At 35.8% G+C, this 19496-nt stretch carries 16 protein-coding genes and 2 pseudogenes; 13 read left to right on the top strand and 5 right to left on the bottom strand.

Annotated elements, in window-relative coordinates; translation table 11 throughout:
• Positions 1-88: 88 nt before the first annotated feature.
• On the bottom strand, positions 89-1015 hold the full coding sequence (locus BN1082_RS22980) for an alpha/beta hydrolase family protein (protein WP_090638842.1): 927 nt from the start codon (positions 1013-1015) through the stop codon (positions 89-91).
• A gap of 733 nt (positions 1016-1748) precedes the next feature.
• Positions 1749-2267 (bottom strand): alpha/beta hydrolase family protein, encoded by a 519-nt coding sequence (locus BN1082_RS22975; RefSeq protein WP_245640522.1) that lies wholly within the window; start codon positions 2265-2267, stop codon positions 1749-1751.
• 757 nt (positions 2268-3024) lie between these two features.
• Between BN1082_RS22975 and BN1082_RS22970 the strand changes: the two genes are divergently transcribed.
• The 3 genes from BN1082_RS22970 to BN1082_RS27830 all read left to right on the top strand — a co-directional run bounded on the left by BN1082_RS22970 (position 3025) and on the right by BN1082_RS27830 (position 6577).
• Positions 3025-4776, top strand: coding sequence for a GMC family oxidoreductase (locus BN1082_RS22970; RefSeq protein WP_090638840.1), 1752 nt, complete (start codon positions 3025-3027; stop codon positions 4774-4776).
• An 857-nt stretch (positions 4777-5633) separates the two neighbouring features.
• Positions 5634-6437 (top strand): excalibur calcium-binding domain-containing protein, encoded by an 804-nt coding sequence (locus BN1082_RS22965; RefSeq protein ID WP_090638838.1) that lies wholly within the window; start codon positions 5634-5636, stop codon positions 6435-6437.
• Positions 6422-6577: a hypothetical protein gene (locus tag BN1082_RS27830; protein WP_176699907.1), complete on the top strand. Its 156-nt coding sequence runs from the start codon at positions 6422-6424 to the stop codon at positions 6575-6577. The genes BN1082_RS22965 and BN1082_RS27830 overlap by 16 nt, the downstream gene beginning before the upstream one ends.
• 107 nt (positions 6578-6684) lie before the next feature.
• Here the strand turns inward: BN1082_RS27830 and BN1082_RS22960 are convergent, their stop codons facing one another.
• The gene (locus BN1082_RS22960; protein ID WP_090638836.1) at positions 6685-7611 is read right to left on the bottom strand and encodes an alpha/beta hydrolase family protein; all 927 of its coding nucleotides are present in this window, start codon (positions 7609-7611) and stop codon (positions 6685-6687) included.
• Positions 7612-8227: 616 nt separating this feature from the next.
• Here BN1082_RS22960 and BN1082_RS22955 point away from each other — a divergent pair.
• From BN1082_RS22955 to BN1082_RS22935, 5 genes are all read left to right on the top strand, one after another.
• Positions 8228-10216: an oxidoreductase gene (locus BN1082_RS22955; RefSeq protein ID WP_090638834.1), complete on the top strand. Its 1989-nt coding sequence runs from the start codon at positions 8228-8230 to the stop codon at positions 10214-10216.
• Between the two features lie 249 nt (positions 10217-10465).
• Positions 10466-10675 carry a hypothetical protein gene (locus BN1082_RS22950; protein WP_090638832.1) on the top strand — a complete coding sequence of 70 codons (210 nt, stop codon included), beginning with the start codon at positions 10466-10468 and terminating at the stop codon, positions 10673-10675.
• On the top strand, positions 10672-12093 hold the full coding sequence (locus tag BN1082_RS22945; protein ID WP_090638830.1) for a purine-cytosine permease family protein: 1422 nt from the start codon (positions 10672-10674) through the stop codon (positions 12091-12093). Before BN1082_RS22950 ends, BN1082_RS22945 begins: the two co-directional genes overlap by 4 nt.
• A gap of 37 nt (positions 12094-12130) precedes the next feature.
• Positions 12131-13591, top strand: a complete 1461-nt coding sequence (locus tag BN1082_RS22940; protein WP_090638827.1) for an aldehyde dehydrogenase family protein — start codon at positions 12131-12133, stop codon at positions 13589-13591.
• 135 nt (positions 13592-13726) lie between these two features.
• Positions 13727-15475: a sigma-54 interaction domain-containing protein gene (locus BN1082_RS22935; RefSeq protein ID WP_090638825.1), complete on the top strand. Its 1749-nt coding sequence runs from the start codon at positions 13727-13729 to the stop codon at positions 15473-15475.
• Positions 15476-15933: 458 nt separating this feature from the next.
• On the opposite strand, the gene BN1082_RS28960 is transcribed toward BN1082_RS22935, so the two are convergent.
• A complete protein-coding gene (locus tag BN1082_RS28960; RefSeq protein WP_425412212.1) occupies positions 15934-16071 on the bottom strand; it encodes an aspartyl-phosphate phosphatase Spo0E family protein in 138 nt (45 codons plus the stop codon).
• A 329-nt stretch (positions 16072-16400) separates the two neighbouring features.
• On the opposite strand from BN1082_RS28960, the gene BN1082_RS27825 reads away from it, so the two are divergent.
• Positions 16401-16601 (top strand): hypothetical protein, encoded by a 201-nt coding sequence (locus BN1082_RS27825; protein ID WP_090638820.1) that lies wholly within the window; start codon positions 16401-16403, stop codon positions 16599-16601.
• Between the two features lie 437 nt (positions 16602-17038).
• Positions 17039-17704 (top strand): MIP/aquaporin family protein, encoded by a 666-nt coding sequence (locus tag BN1082_RS22920; protein WP_090638818.1) that lies wholly within the window; start codon positions 17039-17041, stop codon positions 17702-17704.
• Positions 17705-17983: 279 nt separating this feature from the next.
• Here the strand turns inward: BN1082_RS22920 and murB are convergent.
• Positions 17984-18079 (bottom strand): annotated as a pseudogene (gene murB, locus BN1082_RS28370) (UDP-N-acetylmuramate dehydrogenase); the annotation flags it as partial.
• Positions 18080-18210: 131 nt separating this feature from the next.
• Here murB and BN1082_RS29030 point away from each other — a divergent pair.
• The 3 genes and pseudogenes from BN1082_RS29030 to BN1082_RS22905 all read left to right on the top strand — a co-directional run.
• Positions 18211-18363, top strand: a pseudogene (locus tag BN1082_RS29030) (helix-hairpin-helix domain-containing protein); the annotation flags it as partial.
• 109 nt (positions 18364-18472) lie between these two features.
• Positions 18473-18784, top strand: a complete 312-nt coding sequence (locus BN1082_RS22910; protein WP_090638816.1) for a hypothetical protein — start codon at positions 18473-18475, stop codon at positions 18782-18784.
• 370 nt (positions 18785-19154) lie between these two features.
• The gene (locus tag BN1082_RS22905) at positions 19155-19433 is read left to right on the top strand and encodes a hypothetical protein (protein ID WP_090638814.1); all 279 of its coding nucleotides are present in this window, start codon (positions 19155-19157) and stop codon (positions 19431-19433) included.
• Positions 19434-19496: the final 63 nt, after the last annotated feature.

Raw genomic sequence — 19496 nt, 5'->3', positions numbered from 1 at the left:
TTAAATATTGCAACATACATGACTGAATAAACCAGTTTAAAAAGAAAGCCCATTATATTGGGCTTTCTAAAACTTCTGTTGATATTTCCTAAACTGAAAGAATCCAGTCGGAAATGTCATTTATAACATGTTTATCTACACGTTGTGATACCTTATACTCTTTTTTCGCTTTTAGTATTTCTCCATAAACAGAAGGCATAAACAAATGATTCAAGTTCGGATAAAGTTTAAATGTTACATTTGGCATATCACCCAATAAATTTCTATAAACATCAAAATCTTTTTCTACTGTTACTTGAAAATCTTTATCTCCTTGCAAAATTATTACTGGTTTATCCAATGCTTTGAGATAATTAATAGTTTGATGTTCACCCATTTCTTTAAAGTAGTAAGCCCTAACGTACCTTCCCAAAACCTTGGTCGATTTTGCTTCTTCATCACTTAGGTTATAGATGTCGTCAAACTTGGATGATAATGCTGCAATTTGTTTCTTAGCAATCATTTTCAAAAACTTATTCAACGAGTTTAAAACATCGTTATTTTGGTCCATCATAATTTCTTCTAATTTACGTGGAGAACCACCCATGATAATGACTCCAGCAAAATTGCCACCTTCTGCATCAATTCGTGGAGCTAACATTCCTCCTAAACTATGACCTACAATAAATATTTTGTTTGAATCAATACGTGAATCTTTTCGTAAGAAATCAGCTGCAAGGATGGCATCTTCAATCGTTTCTTCTTTCACTGTTATTCCAGTATCATTTCTCATTTCTTTTCCATATACGAGTGTTCTCTTGTCATATCGTAGCACTGCAATCCCTTTTTCCGACAAACCTTCAGCAAGGTCTTTAAAAGGGTAATTATTTCCGATTTTTTCATCCATATTACTTGGACCAGAGCCTTGAACCAATACAACCGCAGGAAACAATCCATTAGTTTCATTAGGAATGGTCAATATCCCATTAAGTGGGTACTTTGTTTCAGTACCTATAACAATTTTTTCATCAGCCATTATGTTTTCCTCCTTTGATTGAAGCCAACATACTAAACAAAACCCGTTAGTGCGGTTGAAGCGACTTTATTTTAATTGTAAGACGAATGAACCGTCCCTACGGTTCATTATTTTTTTTAAAAGAAAAGACCACATAATCATAATAAATGAAAGGATATAGTTGTTAAAAAATATGAATTTTAATAGTCTGGATAAAAAGCAATTTCTTAAATTTGTTATTTTGAATATTAATTTTATTTATAAAATCGAACGGATTTTAAAAATCATACCAATAAATAGTAAAGACAATAAGGATATTTTTTATTAAGAATGAAATACATTTTTAAAAGGATTGATATTAGTTTATCTTTTATTTTTGTTGAATAAAAAGTACGATATTATTCCTAATAGGATATATATTGTTACTGGAGTAATCATACTCCCCATATTGTACCAAAATTGAAATAGGTAGAATAATTGCAATAGATGATAATATAAATCCGAATATCAAAATTCCTTTTGAGGTTGAACAAATATATCCTTGAATAATAATTATTATCGGGAAGAGTGAAAAAATTCCAAATGATATATATTTACTCTCAGGAAACATTGAATCTATCCAAATAAATGTAAAGATTACTATACCTAGCAAAATAATTACTTAGAATTGATACAAATCCTTTGAGTCCTAAAAGCACATTTATCAAATAAATGTGTCATATAATCATTTCTTTTGCTATTTTCTCATCATATTTTAATGATAGGAGGAGATGATTAATTGGATTAAAACATCGTTATTTTGGTCCATCATAATTTCTTCTAATTTACGTGGAGAACCACCCATGATAATGACTCCAGCAAAATTGCCACCTTCTGCATCAATTCGTGGAGCTAACATTCCTCCTAAACTATGACCTACAATAAATATTTTGTTTGAATCAATACGTGAATCTTTTCGTAAGAAATCAGCTGCAAGGATGGCATCTTCAATCGTTTCTTCTTTCACTGTTATTCCAGTATCATTTCTCATTTCTTTTCCATATACGAGTGTTCTCTTGTCATATCGTAGCACTGCAATCCCTTTTTCCGACAAACCTTCAGCAAGGTCTTTAAAAGGGTAATTATTTCCGATTTTTTCATCCATATTACTTGGACCAGAGCCTTGAACCAATACAACCGCAGGAAACAATCCATTAGTTTCATTAGGAATGGTCAATATCCCATTAAGTGGGTACTTTGTTTCAGTACCTATAACAATTTTTTCATCAGCCATTATGTTTTCCTCCTTTGATTGAAGCCAACATACTAAACAAAACCCGTTAGTGCGGTTGAAGCGACTTTATTTTAATTGTAAGACGAATGAACCGTCCCTACGGTTCATTATTTTTTTTAAAAGAAAAGACCACATAATCATAATAAATGAAAGGATATAGTTGTTAAAAAATATGAATTTTAATAGTCTGGATAAAAAGCAATTTCTTAAATTTGTTATTTTGAATATTAATTTTATTTATAAAATCGAACGGATTTTAAAAATCATACCAATAAATAGTAAAGACAATAAGGATATTTTTTATTAAGAATGAAATACATTTTTAAAAGGATTGATATTAGTTTATCTTTTATTTTTGTTGAATAAAAAGTACGATATTATTCCTAATAGGATATATATTGTTACTGGAGTAATCATACTCCCCATATTGTACCAAAATTGAAATAGGTAGAATAATTGCAATAGATGATAATATAAATCCGAATATCAAAATTCCTTTTGAGGTTGAACAAATATATCCTTGAATAATAATTATTATCGGGAAGAGTGAAAAAATTCCAAATGATATATATTTACTCTCAGGAAACATTGAATCTATCCAAATAAATGTAAAGATTACTATACCTAGCAAAATAATTACTTAGAATTGATACAAATCCTTTGAGTCCTAAAAGCACATTTATCAAATAAATGTGTCATATAATCATTTCTTTTGCTATTTTCTCATCATATTTTAATGATAGGAGGAGATGATTAATTGGATAAGAATAATTTCGATTATATTGTAATTGGTGCAGGAACAGCCGGTGGAATTATTGCAAAAAAACTATCGGACGATCATCGCACCAGTGTACTCGTGCTTGAAACAGGAACAAATATGACTAAGGAACTTAGTAGCCCAAATGTTGTAGTTGCCCTTACGAATGCAACTAATAATAGACAGTCTTTTAATGTTACAACGATACTAGAGCAACAACTTGGGCGTCAGTTGATAACTGAAAGTGGAAGAGCAATTGGCGGGAGTTCAGAGCATAATGCTATGTTAGCTGTACGCGGAAGCAGAGACTTTTATGATGAGTGGGCAAGACAAGTGGGAAATCAATGGAGCTATGACAATATTCGCTCTTTATTTAAAAAGAATGAAACTTATACTGGGGGCTCACAAGAACCTCAAGAACGTGGTTTTAATGGTCCTATTTTTGTTAGACAACAAATCATTCCAAATCAAGGATTAATCCAAACCTTAACACAAGCCACATCTGATGTCTTTGATATCCCAATTGTAGAAGATTATAATACCGGGATTAGGGATTGTACCTTTTTTAAATCGCAATTTACCCAAAAGGCAGAAAGTGAAAGCTTTATTCGGTCGTCAACAGCAACAGGATATTTAAACAGCCATATTGTAACACAAGGTAATGAGTTCAATTCCGACGAGTTTGGTGTTAATGGAAGAAAATTAGTAATTTTTGCGAAAACAACAGTAAATAAAATACTATTTAAGAGACATAAAGGGTTCCAAATTGCTGTTGGTGTTGAATTTATTAAAAATGGAGTTTCAGAAGTAATGAATGCAAGGAAGGGGATCGTTATCTCTGCAGGACAATTTTCATCTGTGATACTCCAACGCTCTGGGATTGGAAGGCCTGATGATTTAGCTAAAGCAGGTATAGCAACCTTGGTAGATAGTCCAAACGTTGGTCATAACTTTCAAACACAATTTTATGTCGGAATGGGTGTTAGAGTAGAAACAGGCAGAATTCTTCAGGTATTGGGTACTGATCCTAATCAGCCAAGTACCCTAGGTGCCTTTAAAAAGCAGGATAACCCAAAAGGAGGCCGCCGCCTTCAATTATTAGGTTTTCCAGTGCCAGTCTTTGTACCTGTTCAAGATGTGCTTATAAATGGGTGGCAGTTTGACGACACAAAACCAAGTAATGTTATGAGTATTGCGATTTCAAATTTAAATCCGACAAGCAGAGGAACCATCTTAATTGGACATAGCGATCCGGAAGCGTATCCAACAATTGACTTAAACCCACTTGCTGATAACGATGACTTAAATTATATGGTGGATAAATATATTGAGACTTATAATATGGTAGTTAGGGCTCGTCAGCTTGATCCTGGAGGTATCTATGAGGTAGTTTATCCCAATGAAAGTATTTTCCAATTGGCTGATGAAGAAAAACGGACAATCCTTGCTGCTTATGTCAGGGCTTCGTATACAAACTTCGCCCATTTCGGGTGCCAATGCAAAATGGGACAAGTTATTGAAGAAGGGGTTGTAGATGGATTCCTAAATGTTTTTGGAACAAAAAATCTTAAAATAGCTGACCTTTCCATTGCTCCTATTTTACCAGATGGGAATACCTCAACGGGGGCACAAATGATTGGATTAAACGCAGTCCGGTTTATTCGAAATGATGAGAAATTTGATGAAGAAAGCAGCGACGAAAGCTCTGATGAAAGTTCTAGTTCCGACGAATCCAGAGATGATCAGCACTGAGATATAGGTCGATGGAAAGGTTAAGGACGTTCCTAAAGGATTGAATATGGACGAATCGTTGATTTTCCCTGTAAAAAATGAAGGAAACAACGTGCAAACATGATGGGATAAGTTCATCAGAGCTCAGCTTAATAAAACTCCCTTTTATAAATGGAGGGCACAGAAATACATTGATTTTTTCAAAGAACCTATTTAGCTATACAAAAAAGACGACTCAAAATGTAAAGATTTGAGTCGTCTTTTTATCAATTGGTGGTCCTATTTCCCATTAATCTAGGCTGTTATTCCTGAATATGAACAAGAACTATTAAATGTACTTTCAAATGACTTTATTGAAGTTAATAAATTCCCGTTACCACGAGTATTTCCAAGGGAAATGAGTTATTTGGGTTATGTAAAAGACCATCAAAAACAATATATTTCCGAATTTTATTTAAGGTCTACTACTATGGACTATCTGATTTTTTTCGAGACTGATGTATCAGAACAATTAAGTAAATTAACCGATAAGAATTTTACAAAATGTTTGAATTAAATATGGTTTCTCATATAACCATTGGTTCCGATGGTCAATGGCTTAATATAGTTGAGTATGAGTAGTTTCTTCTTCAACAAAGGGCGTTTCTGAAAAAAGAAATGCTGTTTTATTGTACGAGACGACAGGTTAGTGGGGAAATATTCCTAATTTGTATGGAAAAATTAGCCATTAAGACAACTATTAAAGGGCGAGTTTCATCGTATATGTAAACATTTGGATTAATAAAGGATTAAAAGAATATGGGAAAAAGCCCATTTTTTTCATTTTTACTTTATAATAGATAACTGTTAATAGATAAATAAAAATAGGGGGCTTTATTTTGGCAACATTTTTTAGCTGGGTAGGTTTTATCATTACGGCATATTTTCTTGTATCCGGAATTAATGGGATTAGGAAAAGAAATCCAAAAGCCACAAAGAATTTCTTTTTGATGATTGTCGGCATTATCATTTGGCTGCTAGCTACAGGAAATTCAGCATTTATAATTTTATTTGCTTTAGGGTTCGTACTTTTTCTAGTGTTCCTTGTCACGGCGATCATTTCATTATTTAAAAGAAACGGAAAAGCAAAGAAACAGTTTCTGATGATGGCAGGGGCTATGGTGGTATGTATCGGAAGTGCTGCTATGATTCCGAATGACAAAAAAGAAACAAAAGTGGAAGCAACGCAAGTAAAGAAAAAAGTGGCTGACGAAGCCGAAAAGAAAGCAGCGGCAATTGCCAAACAAAAGGCAAAAGAAGAAGCAGAGTTAAAAGCGAAGCAAGAGGCAGAACAAAAGGCAAAAGAAGAAGCTGAATTAAAGGCAAAGCAAGAAGCAGAACAAAAGGCAAAAGAAGAAGCTGAATTAAAAGCAAAGCAAGAAGCAGAGGCTAAAGCAAAAGAAGAAGCTGAGTTAAAAGCGAAGCAAGAGGCAGAAGCTAATGCGAAAGCACAGGCAGAAGCTGATGCTAAGGCTAAGGCAGAAGCCGGGGCGGCAGCAACTCCCGTCCAAACCACGGAAAATTCATTTGCAAACTGTACGGAACTAAGAAAAGTCTATCCTAACGGAGTTCCTTCTACCCACCCTGCGTATCGGGCAAAATTGGACCGCGACCATGACAATTGGGCATGCGAGCGAGACTAACAGAAGAAGGCGCCCACTTGCTAGATCGACTGTTACATAGTTTGTTAATCTTAATTGCTAAAATTTCATCGCTAGCTGTTAAGGTATCTTCAGAAGTTGGATATTCTAACAAAGTAAGTAGAGAAGCAAAAAAGATTTGACCGCATGGTCCTGAATGATCTGAACCAACCTTCAGTTGTGAAGTATTCCATAGGAAACGAAAGAAAGCCCGTTATAGTGGGCTTTCTTAAACTTCTGTTGGTTTTTCCTAAATTGAAAGAATCCAGTCGGAAATGTCATTTATAACTTGTTTATCTACACGTTGTGCAACCTTATATTCTTTTTTCGCTTTAAGTATCTCTCCATAAACAGAAGGCATAAACAAATGATTCAAGTTCGGATAAAGTTTAAATGTTACATTTGGCATATCACCCAATAAATTTCTATAAACATCAAAATCTTTTTCTACTGTTACTTGAAAATCTTTTTCTCCTTGTAGAATTAATACTGGTTTATCCAATGTTTTGAGATAATTAATAGTTTGATGTTCACCCATTTCTTTAAAGTAGTAAGCCCTGACGTATCTCCCCAAAACCTTGGTCGATTTTGCTTCTTCATCACTTAGGTAATAGATGTTGTCAAACTTGGATGATAATGCTGCAATTTGTTTTTTAGCAATCATTTTCAAAAACTTATTCAACGAGTTTAAAACATCGTTATTTTGGTCCATCATAATTTCTTCTAATTTACGTGGAGAACCACCCATGATAATGACTCCAGCAAAACTTCCACCTTCAGCATCAATTCGAGGAGCTAGCATCCCTCCTAAACTATGACCAACAATAAATATTTTGTTTGAATCCATACGTGGATCTTTTCGTAAGAAATCAGCTGCAAGGATGGCATCTTCAATCGTTTCTTCTTTCACTGATATTCCAGTATCATTTCTCATTTCTTTTCCATATACGAGTGTTCTCTTGTCATATCGTAGCACTGCAATCCCTTTTTCCGACAAACCTTCAGCAAGGTCTTTAAAAGGGTAATTATTTCCGATTTTTTCATCCATATTACTTGGACCAGAGCCTTGAACCAATACAACCGCAGGAAACAATCCATTAGTTTCATTAGGAATGGTCAATATCCCATTAAGTGGGTACTTTGTTTCAGTACCTATAACAATTTTTTCATCAGCCATTTTATTTACCTCCTTTGATTGAGGCCAACATACTAAATAAAACCCTTTAGTTCGATTCTAGTGACTTTATTTTAATGATAAGACGTATGAACCGTCCCTACCGTTCATTATTTTTTTATAAGCTATGTTAAATTTAATTGTTGTTTTTACTCACGGAAGAAAACTATATTTTTTCATATAAGTATTTATGTAATAGGCTTATTGGATACAAATTAACTTATTTTGGGGAATGTAGAAGGGGTCTAGTTACCCGAAAAATGCAATTAACTTATAAATATATATTTTTTCTTCAAATGTTCCCCTTAATATTAAGTAAAAAACAACATAGTATGCCTAATATAGACGAAATGGAGATTACGACACCATATTGAAAATAGTGGTGATTAAACACATTCCATAATCTTGTTGAATGGAGTATCGGTTGAACCTTTTTTGCATCAGGATGTTGCAAAAAAGGTTCAATTTTTTTCCTTCAAGTACAATTTTCTGAAGAAGAACAAACAAGATTCTATAATTTATCGCTTTTTATCAACCATTTGATACTTGGCACAAAAATTGCAAATTTAAAAAGTGAAGGCTTAAAAGAAAAATACTTATTTGAAAGGAGTGAAATAAAATGTCCCAATTTAAAGACTTATTTACTAAAGTGACCATTGGAAATACTGTTATCAAAAATAGAATTCTCAGTACTGCACATCAAACCAATCATGTGGTTGATGGTATTCCAACGTCAGACATGATCGCCTACCACGTCGAACGTGCGAAAGGCGGGGCAGGTCTAATCATTCTCGAAGCCGCTGCCGTACATTCTTCAGGGATTCTGACAGACCAAACAATAGCTGGCTATAACAAGGATGTCATCCCTGCTTATAGAGAAATGGCAGATGAATTGCATCGTTATGACACAAAAGTATTTTCTCAGCTTTTTCATGGGGGAAGAGAAGTTATCGCAAGTGACTATCGTCATTCAGCGTGGGCCCCATCTGCAGAACCAAGCCTGAGGTTTGGAACCATGCCAAGGCCTATGAGCTTGGATGATATTGAAGAAGTGATTGCTGGGTTTGTTTTATCCGCTAAGCTGGCAAAGGAAGCAGGACTGGATGGTGTAGAAATTGCCTGCTCCCATGGGTATTTACCAGCCCAATTCTGGTCAACTCACACAAACTATCGGATCGATCAATACGGTGGGTCCTTTGAGAATCGGATGCGTTTTATTCTTGAAATATTAAAACGAATTTGGGAAGCGGTGGGCGAAGACTTTACAGTCGGAATCCGGATTAGTGCGGATGAATTGACGATGAATGGGACGACCGTTGCGGATGCAGTAAAGATTGTCGAGTATTTGGTGGAACATGTCCGAATTGACTTTATTAATGTTACTTCAGGGGATTCTAGTACTTATTCGGGGTCTACTCATATTGCACCGGGATCTCCAATGAAGCATGGATACAACACGCCTCATGCCTTTAAAATACGTATGGCTGGTGCAGTTCCGGTATTTGTGGGAACACGCATTGTTGATCCTGTAGAGGCTGAACAAATTGTGAAGACTGGAAAAGCTGATATGGTAGGAATGACTCGTGCATTAATTGTGGATCCGGAAATGCCAAACAAAGCGATAATGGGGGAACTCAATACCATTGATGCCTGCATTGGCTGCCTCCAAGCATGTATTGGTCACTATCATAAAGGTCTCACCATTGGCTGTGTCCAAAATCCATACGCAGGGAAAGAGGGTGAATTGCTCCCTTTAAAACAAACAGTAAAAACAAAAAAGCATGTTGTTGTAATAGGAGCCGGACCGGCAGGCTTGCAGGCTGCCATAACTGCGGACACCAAAGGACATCAGGTCACGTTAATCGAACAGGAAAAAGTGATGGGCGGATTGCTGCAAACGTTGAGAAAAGCGCCGATGCGGCAGGAAATGGCTGAAACCATGCTAGATAACTATTCTAGAAAGTTAGAAAAAAGCAAGATTAGGATTCAATTAGGGAGAAGAATCTGTAAAGCTGATTTAGTAGAAATGAAGCCAGATGTCATTATCTGTGCAGTAGGATCTCGACCCTACCTCCCCCATGTGAAAGGCGTAGAGGACCCTAGAGTTATTACGGTAGATAATCTATTTAGCATTCATCAAAAACCAGTTGGAAACCGTGTCCTCGTGTTTGATTTTGCTGGAGACTGGCCTGGAATTGAAGCAGCAATTTATTTACAAGAAAAAGGCCATAAGGTAACGCTATTTTCTGCTAAGCTTCACATTGGTCAAGAGGTCCATCAGTATCTTCGAAACGAATATTTGAAGAAGCTGTACCAATTAAAAGTAAATCTTAAACCCCATTTTGATTTTGGCGGGATCGTTGATGATAAAGTCATCATTAGAAATCTATTTTCACATGAAAAAGAAGAAGTGGATGAATGGGATTCTATTATACTAGCATATGGACGAATCCCGAATACCGAATTGTATGAGGAAGTAAAGGGGATTGCTCCTGTTGTGAATCAAATAGGTGATTGCCTTGCACCACGTACCATCGAAGAAGCTACCTACGAAGGCTTAGCCACTGTTTTAAATCTTGGTCAAACGGAAGTAGAAATAACAGGATAGTCGAATTTGATGACTTTCTGGAGAATGAAGGAATATGAAATTCAGGATAATATCATAAAAACCTACTTAGTTTTCGGAAAATTCGGTGTATTAATACTACCGTTGAAAGCCTTTACAATTATGTTATACCTCTAATTTCTATTTTATTTAAAAAAATAAAAGGATGGTGAAATGAGAGTAGAAAGCGAAATGGCTGCTTATAGTAGGAACTAGTAAAGTCGATGAGAAAATAATGAAAGGGGAACGAATATGACTGAACAGACAAATTTTGAATTAAATTCAGTTTCAGGGCAGTTAACGGTATACCCGGAAGAATCTCAGAGCTTGCAAGCCATTTTAAACGAAATGTCGGACGAATCCAATCTTGGTGAGGATTTCACCAAGAAGGAATATATCTATCTAGTATTTATCGGCCTCATCGTTCCTCTCATTTTGATGGTTTGGGGGTGGTTATTATGAAACCGGCAAAAAGTCTTGAGTTATCAATCGCACAGGAGGTAGCCCAAGGAAGTTGGCCGTTACCTAAAAAGGAAAGAACGTGGACTTCCTGGGGATTAACGGGAGTAGCCTTAAGTGCTGGAGTGGCGGCTTGGAGTTATTCTATTGGCGGCTATGTGGCCTATTACCTCAATGCTACGATGGGAACACTAGCCATGATGGCAGGGTGTTTAGTGGGAATGTTTTTTGTTGTTCTCGCTACAGTTCCAGTAAGTATAAAATATGGCCTAGAAAACATTGCTTCGAGCAAGTCGATTTTAGGACAGAAGGGATCGGTATTTGCCATTTTTCTTCAGTACGCATCGATAGTAGGCTGGAATTGTTTGTTAATTATTTTATTTGGTAAAGCAGTAAGTCAAGTTTTATTAGCCACTGGTATACTTCACACATCCTCACAACAAATTGTTACAGCTATTAGTTCTCTTACCGCCATCACTATAAGTTGGATTTCCTTGCGAGGCGGCTCTGCAGCGGTAAAAAACACATCACTCATTATAAGTATTCTTGTTAGTTTGACCGGTATTTTAATCATGTATAAATTAGTCAGTACAGTAGGAATAAGTAAGATTTTTCATGCGAAAGCGCTGGCATCCTCAGGGGACCGTTTATGGGATTATACAACTGGCTTCGAAATTTTAGTAGCAAGTGTTCTTTCATGGTGGCCCTATATGGGAGGAATCGTCAGAATGGTTCCTAGCTCTGGAAAAGCTTTATGGCCAACGATGCTTGGTATGGGATTACCAACAGGTGTTATTAGTTTAATTGGACTTTTTTCAGCCCTGGCAACCGGAAACTATGATCCTACTAAATGGTTTGTAGAGGTCGGAGGAATTGGATTTGGGATAATCGCATTACTGTTCTTAGCGTTAGCCAATATCGGAACTGCTATCGTAGGCGCTTATACGACTGGAATTGGTCTAAGGCAAATTAAGTGGATTGAAAAGAAAACCAACTGGAATCAGACTACCCTGATTGTCCTTCTGCCTGTTGCGATTATCTGCATGTTTTTTTCGGAGCAATTTTTAAATTTTATTCCCTCCTTTCTGGCCTTTCTTGGAGTGGCATTTGCACCGATTATAGGAGTTCAAATTACGGACTATTTCTTGTTAAGAAAAAAGAAAATTGCTCTTCATGAGTTATACAACGATGGCAAGGAATCACATTATTATTTCTGGGGTGGAATAAATCTTGTGGCATTTATTTCATGTATCATCGGGTTTTTTGCTTATATCTCTTTACTTGATCCCATTACCTACAAATCAGCCGCATTTTTTAAATATACAAGTGCATCGATACCAGTGATTCTATTATCAGGACTTAGTTACTATTTTCTTACAAAATATATCGTGATTCCGTTGAAAAAAGGCGGATACAGGTAAATCTTAATTAACCTATATAAACGAGGAGGAGATTTAAATGGAACAAACCGCGTCAAAGACTTTATATGCAAGGACGTTTATTAATGGTAAATGGATGGATGGGGATAGTGACATTGTAACACTTAATAGTCCGGTAGACGGAAGCCTGATTGGAAGCTATCGAAATAGTTCACTGGAACAAGTGGATTTAGCGATTAAGAGTGCAAAGGAAGCTCAAAGAGTGTGGGCCGAGGTCCCATTATTAGATAAATTGGATTTATTTAAAAAAGCATACGAGATTGGTAAGAAGTATGGAGAGGAAATGGCCCGGACCATTACATTAGAAATGGGGAAAACGATTACCGAGGCACGTGAAGAAGTGTATGAACTCGGGATTTCCAATATTGAGCATACCATTGGGGAAGTTCAGCGGCTCAGGGGTTGGACCTTACCAAGTACGTTTGAAAGAACGAATAATAAGAGGATTTATGTCACACATACACCGGTTGGGGTCATTAGTGCAATAACACCTTGGAATTTTCCTATTTCGTTATCAGCAGAGATCATTCCCTATGCATTGGCAGTTGGAAATACAGTCGTATTCAAACCATCCGAAATCACTCCGTTTAGTACGGAAATGTTTATTAGATTATTTGATGAAGCCGGGTTTCCACCAGGAGTGGTGAATCTTGTTCAAGGGAAAGGGGAAGTGGGAAATCGTCTAGTAACCCATCAAGATGTTCGTGGGGTTTGTTTTACTGGCAGTGCAGCGGTTGGAGAAAAAATTGCTCAAGCAGCAGGGTTAAGAAAAACTCTGTTAGAGTTAGGCGGAAACGGTCCGCAAATTGTCATGGAGGATGCTAATTTGGAGGAGGCTGTAGAAGCCGCTGTTAATGGCTGTTTTTATAATGCCGGGCAAGTCTGTACGGCAGCCGAACGAATCCTCGTACATGAGAGTGTCCATGAAGAATTTGTAAGATTACTAGTTCAAAGAACGAAAAAAGTGCGGTTAGGCAATCCGTTAGACGAGGAAACACAAATGGGGCCTTTATCGAGTCAAGCCATTGTGAATAAGATGAATGAACATATTGAAGATGCTATAAGCAAAGGGGCACAGGTGGTTTACGGTGGTACCCATAACGGACTCTATTACCAACCTACCATTCTCGTAAACTGTAATCAAACGATGCTTTTGGGAAAACATGAAACGTTTGGCCCGATTGCTCCGATTATTAAATTCAAGACGAGAGAGGACGCCGTTGAAATTGCCAATGATACCGAGTATGGATTAACCTCGTCCGTTTTTACATCTAGTCTGGAGGATGCTTGGTATATGGCAGACCGTCTCGAACATGGAACGGTTCATATTAATGAATCTACCAACTACTGGGATTTTCTTGCCCCATTTGGCGGAATGAAAAACAGTGGAAATGGAAGGAACCTAGGTCAGTGGATTTTCCAGCACTTGACGGAGATGAAACAAATTACGTTCGATCCTTCAAAAACAAAGAAAAGGTAATATTTCAGTTCAGTTCAAAATGAAAATACCAGTTGTCTCTACTATGAATTGGGTGGAGGCAATTGGTATTTTTCGTACATATAACATATAGTAAGCATATATTGAGAGAAATTTTTATGAAAAGGGGTGTATTTATTGCATCTTGAATGCGAGACTTTTAATACGTTTTTGAGTCAAACGACTTTCAGTGAGGTAAATGATTCACTTCCCCATGTATCTTTTCCACTGCTCATTAGAAATCACAATTATGAAATACTTGGGGTTTTGGATGAACCGCAATTTTGGAAAGGTATTGCGATAGAAAATTGGGGCGGGATAGTAGATGTCTATATGGATCAAGACTTTACACTGTATGATTCTTGGGAGCAATTGGTATCTGAAAAAGGTAAGTGGAGTACCTATTCGATCTTAAAAAAAGAGCGCCATAGATTTCAAATCTATTCAAAAGCAATGTTACATGAATATTTATATAAACAAATTAAAGATGATTTTGATAAGGTTCATATAATGCTTGAAAATATCAAACAGGAAAACAACGAGTTTCGTCAAATCATTAATGCGTCATACGATGAAATATTTGTATCGAATGGTGAGGGTGACGTCTTATTCGTTAGTGAGGCCTGTAAAAAAATAACAGGGTTTCCCCCTGAGATTTTTGTAGGAAAGAATATGAAGGAATTAGTTGAAGAAGGGATTATTCCTAATTCTGTTACCTTGAAAGTAATGAAATCTCATAGGACGGAATCTTCGCAGCAGGAGTATTTGAATGGAAGGAAAGTCATCGTAACCGGAAAGCCTATTTTTACTGAAGATGGAAAGTTGCACCGTGTCATTATTAATACACGTGATATCACAGAATTAATAGAATTACAGCATAAACTAGAAGTCGTAAATGCGATCATGCAAAAAAATAATGTTTTGATTACAAAAAAAGGTGATTTGATTACCAAATCTAATAAAATGAATAGAATTCTTGAATTAATAGAGAGGGTCGCCCCTCTGGATTCCTCTATTTTAATAGAAGGGGAATCCGGGGTGGGGAAAGGCGTTCTCGCAAAATTAATTCATGATTTAAGTCCAAGGAAAAACAAAGAGTTTGTCCAAGTAAATTGTGGGGCCATTCCCATATCATTAATAGAGTCAGAGCTCTTTGGGTATGAGGGCGGTGCATATACAGGTGCGAAAAAAAGCGGGAAAAAAGGCTTGGTTGAATTAGCAGATGGAGGAACTTTATTTTTAGATGAAATAGGAGAACTCCCTCTAGATGTCCAGGTAAAACTACTAAATTTAGTTCAAGATAAAGTCTTTAAGCGGTTAGGCGGAAATATCAGCAAAAGGGTTGATATTCGAATTGTGTCAGCAACAAATCGCGATTTAAAAAGTATGGTTAAATCAGGGAAATTTCGTGAGGACCTCTATTATCGGCTACACGTTGTTCCCGTTCATATTCCTCCTCTTAGAGAAAGAAAAGAAGAAATTGAGCTGTTGATTCAACGTTTTTTATATCAATACAATAAAGAATACCACCTGGATGTTTCGTTTACTGAAAGTGTGCTTGAAGCATTAACCGAGTACAATTGGCCCGGAAATGTAAGAGAACTAGAAAATTTAATAGAGCAGCTCGTCGTTACATCACATAATCAAGTCATCCACCCAGAAGATTTACCTGATTATTTGAAACCGAAAAAAAAGATGCAACCTATTACGGCTTTAGGAATCATTCCTCTTAAGCAGGCAGTAGAGGAAGTCGAGAAGCAAGTCCTAAGTCATGCCCTCAAAAAATACCACTCTTCCAGAAAAATGGCTAAAGTTCTAGAGGTAAATCAAACGACTATCATACGAAAGCTCAAAAAGTATAATATGAACAATGATTTAGAGGAGTAAACACAACCGGAGGAACGGTTCAGAAGCTGCTGCTTGTACAACCGCTAAAAAGCTGACTCGGAATGTCTTTATGAACGAACTTTCCGAGTCATTTTTGTATTATAGATTTATCCTTCTTAAAAGAAATAGTTCAATTTAAAAAGCCACTGATGCGCTGATTGGACGAACCAACGGAGAATGTCAAAGAATCCAGCAAATACTAGAAAGAAGTCATCTTCCCATTCAGTACTATTATAAAAAAGTAAAGATGAATATTTAACGCAAATTGTGAAATAAAGATGGAGATAATTATAAAACAACAAATCAAAAATAAAATAGTAGGTTATGCAAAAAAACTGAAATTAATGATAAGCAGTACCGTGAATAGTATTGCAACAATCCGGAACATGCACCAAGAAGAATAAAGAAAAAGTAATTCGCAATGCGATGCTTATTCAAATTAGACTCATATTGCGATGTTATATCTTAGATTGAATGGATTGGTACCTAGAGATAAATATATCAAGTTTTTGACTAATAGCTAATGTCTTTTCACTTTTTAGTCCTTCTTTCATTCCTGTAAGTATCATTTCATTTCTCAATACTTTAATAATCATTAATAAGTTACTATTTGTGTCAGTAATTTGCATGAACAATATAATAATTCTCCTTTATTTACAATATGGAACTAATTTAACAAAAGATGGCAATGTTATTCAGTGATTTATACCACCGTTAGAAGGTTTTGTGTGAATCTTTTGTGACAGTGTTTAAAGTTCACAATATGATGAAAGTGTAGGCTAAAAACTTAAGATCTTAGATTCATTTATCTAGGGTCTATTTTTTATGTCAAGAAGCAAAATTCTATGCGAAAAGTGCTTTTTTTAAGAAAGTGGGGAATCACATATCATAATAAATGAAAGGAGAATACAAACTATAATCGCGGATGCAAAACGGTTATTTATTATATTTTGCATCCTTAGGGTTAAAAATTAAATTAAAAGGGGGTGAATATATGTCTAAACAAAGTAATAAGGAATTTAATAATAAAAATAAACCTCTTCCTAAAGTGGATGTTGAATTTGGAGGAGATAATGGACTTGAAGATAAAGCTTTAAAAGCTCAAAAAAAATGGCAAAACAAGTAAACGAAATGAAAACCTCTCATTATAATTCTAGATATTACACGAGCACGGGGCTGTTGATGAATGGTTTGTCAACAGCCCCGTAAAATTTAAGTGAATGACATTAAGCTTGTAAGTTACCTATTCGAGACCAGTAATAACCTCTTTAAAGGATTGTGGAAGTAGAATGATTCCTTCGAACTTATAATTGGGCTTTACCTTTTTGAACAATTTTGAGACCAAGATTATCTGTAAAAAATATAAACAAAAATAGTCTTATTCGACTCATATTTGTCATATATTCATACTAACTTAGAGCTCTAAGGCACAAACCTATAACTGAAACTGTAACTGTAACGATTAATATTTGCTTACGGATCCGATAAAGCAATGTCTAATAACCCTACAAAATGACCCTGTTCTTTGCAATATTACGTTTTACCACTTTGAGGAGGGAAATTATGTTAAAAAAGGGGATTGCTGAATTAATAGGTACGTTTGTATTGGTTTTGTTCGGAACGGGAACAGCCGTTTTAGGCGGTGGAGTAAATGGAATTGGTATTATTGGAATTGGTTTGGCCTTCGGATTGTCTCTTGTAGTAATGGCATATAGTATAGGAACCATTTCTGGATGCCACGTAAATCCGGCAGTGTCAATTGCTATGTTTGTCAATAAACGAATAAATGCTATGGAACTTGTTTGGTATATAGTGGCACAAGTTTTAGGAGCTTTTTTAGGAACTGCAATATTAGTAGCCTTTTTAAAATTATCTAATATGTCCATAGGAAACGTAGGACAAAATGGCTTTGCACATCTTGAATCATCGGGTGCCTTTTTAGTTGAATGTATTTTATCATTTGTCTTTATTTTAGTGATCATAGTTGTAACGGGTAAAAAAGGTAATGCATCTTTAGCTGGACTTGTTATTGGTCTTACCTTATTGTTAGTTCACTTATTAGGAATTCCATTGACAGGATCTTCTGTTAACCCTGCCCGCAGCCTTGCTCCTGCTATTTTTGCAGGCGGAAAAGCTGTATCTCAATTATGGGTATATCTCATTGCCCCAATCGTAGGCGGTATCATCGCAGCTCTTGTAGGGAAATTTGTATTAGATACGGAAAAATAGAGTGTAAGTGATTGCTTGAGGTTAGACGTTTTTAATAAATTCATAGTATATAAACAATGAAGCGGAGTCGTAGGTGATATTTTCCATGCACCATAGATTCCGCTATTTTTATAGTTCTGATACAGTCACGCTCGAATAGGATATTTGTTGTTGAATAGATAAGAGAAAATATCAACAGAAATATTAAATAATCCCTCTAGTTTCTTTTCAAAGGTTTAGGTTTGTTCTAAAGGGCTAACGTCTGACCTGTCTTTTGCCTAAGTTAACCTATCGATAACCGTTCATATGAAGAGCACCACTTATTGAACCTGGTATTCCACAAACAAATTCTAATTCTGTTAAGCTACTTTTAAGTGCAAAATGGGAAACATTAATTTAAAATACTTAATAAACATTAACCTTGAAATGCGTCTTTGTTTAAAACCGAAGCATCATTATAAATCTTTGGAAAACAACGCAGTCACTAAAAAGCTTTCCCCTATATTGTACTCCCGGTAATGATCATTAAACGGGTATTGGAAAACAACGGGATCACTTCTTTAGAGGAGCTATCCAAATTTAACGAAAAAGAGATTTTACAATTTCACGGTCTAGGACCGGCTTCTAAACCTAAACTCAGGTCTGCTTTGCAAAATAATGGGTTAGTATTCAAAAATTAAGGGGGGACGGTCCGTTTATTTTGATAACTAGGTATAAAGTCCAAAGGAACATTGCAGGATGTTCCTTTTCTCCTTCATTTCTTAGAATACATATAGGAGGTAAAGCAACATGTTCAGACGAGTCATCCTTTTTGTTGTGCTCTTAGCCATCTTAGTTACTTTAATCGTCATTAAAGTTTATCCAACTGCTTCTGATCACAATCGGAATAGCAATGATGCTGTAGAGTACAATACGCAAGAATACAAGATTACCAATATTAAAGGCGATCAATATTACGGAATCGGAGATAATGGGACACAGATCTATTTTTCTGCTGAAAAAATCGTATCGGATCATAAGATACAAGTTAATGACATGGTCATCTGTTATTTTGAAAAAAATGATTTAGGTAAAGGATTAGTAAAAGTCGAAAAGAAATAGGGTGCGGAGATGCTTAAATGGGAGACACGGAAAAATAAATTGTAAGTCATCGCTTGAGGCGAGTCGATTTTAATATATTGATAGTTTAAAAATAATAAAGCGGAGTCGTCGGTGATATTTTTCATGCACCAATGACTCCGCTATTTTTATAGTTCTGATACAGTCACGCTCGAATAAAATATTTTGTTTTTGAATAGATAATTGAATATATCAACAAAAATAATAAATAATCCCTCTAGTTTCTTTTCAAAGGTTTAGGTTTGTTCGAAAGGGCTAACGTCTGACCTGTCTTTTGTTATTAAGTATTAAGAGGGAATTATTCCTTTTAACTATTTGAATATTTCGAAAAAAATAAAAGAATATCACAATTATGAAAAAAGTTACACAGATTGTTGCGATGTTTAAAGATATAATGACCTTTTATTTTTTTAGCATCCTAGATATAGAGTCTAAAATAAAAGAGAAATCCGCGATGTCAACTGTTGTTGAAGAGGGTATTAAACGGCCTGAGAAGTTTAAGAATGATCATGGTTTAACAAAAGAACAGGTTGAAAGAGCGTTAAACCATGCGATCCAGGATCGGCTATGCACGTGTGTCGGATCAGGCCTGTTTGCCGCAAGTGTCGATAATCCCCCCCCCCCGCCATAAACCTTACCTGAAGGAGAAATAGATCCTGCACCGTGAAGTCTGTCCTTACTGCAATATTCTGAT

The sequence above is a fragment of the Neobacillus massiliamazoniensis genome, from assembly GCF_001048695.1.
GTDB lineage: Bacteria > Bacillota > Bacilli > Bacillales > Cytobacillaceae > Neobacillus > Neobacillus massiliamazoniensis.
Note: the sequence above shows the minus strand (reverse complement) of the source record. Positions and strands in the feature narration are given on the sequence as shown.